Origin of the sequence: Neisseria sp. P0014.S002 (assembly GCF_051958295.1) — a bacterium.
GTDB classification, from domain to species: domain Bacteria; phylum Pseudomonadota; class Gammaproteobacteria; order Burkholderiales; family Neisseriaceae; genus Neisseria; species Neisseria flavescens_B.
Window position 1 is genome coordinate 1 of record NZ_JBQCVO010000115.1, and the last position, 240, is coordinate 240.

The 240-nt window shown below is 49.6% G+C and carries 1 pseudogene; it reads right to left on the reverse strand.

Annotated features, from left to right (window positions below):
• Nucleotides 1-240, reverse strand: a pseudogene (locus tag ACTHSX_RS10825) (calcium-binding protein); the annotation flags it as partial.

A 240-nucleotide genomic window follows, 5' to 3' on the forward strand; every position in this document is an offset into this window, starting at 1 on the left:
GTATAGACGAGCGGGACCGATCTGCCTATACCTTTCGGGTCCAATACGGAATTGAACACTGCATTTGCTTTGCCTACCGCCCATTTCTGAAGTTTTCCCGAAGCGTCTTGGGAAGATGAACCTCCGATAAAGTCGAAGTTGTCGTTTTTAGGCGTGATTCTGAGGTTGCGGATTTCTCGACTGCCGTCGGGCCGGACGAAGAATTGGAGTTTGGCAATATCCGTTTGGGTAACGGTTACT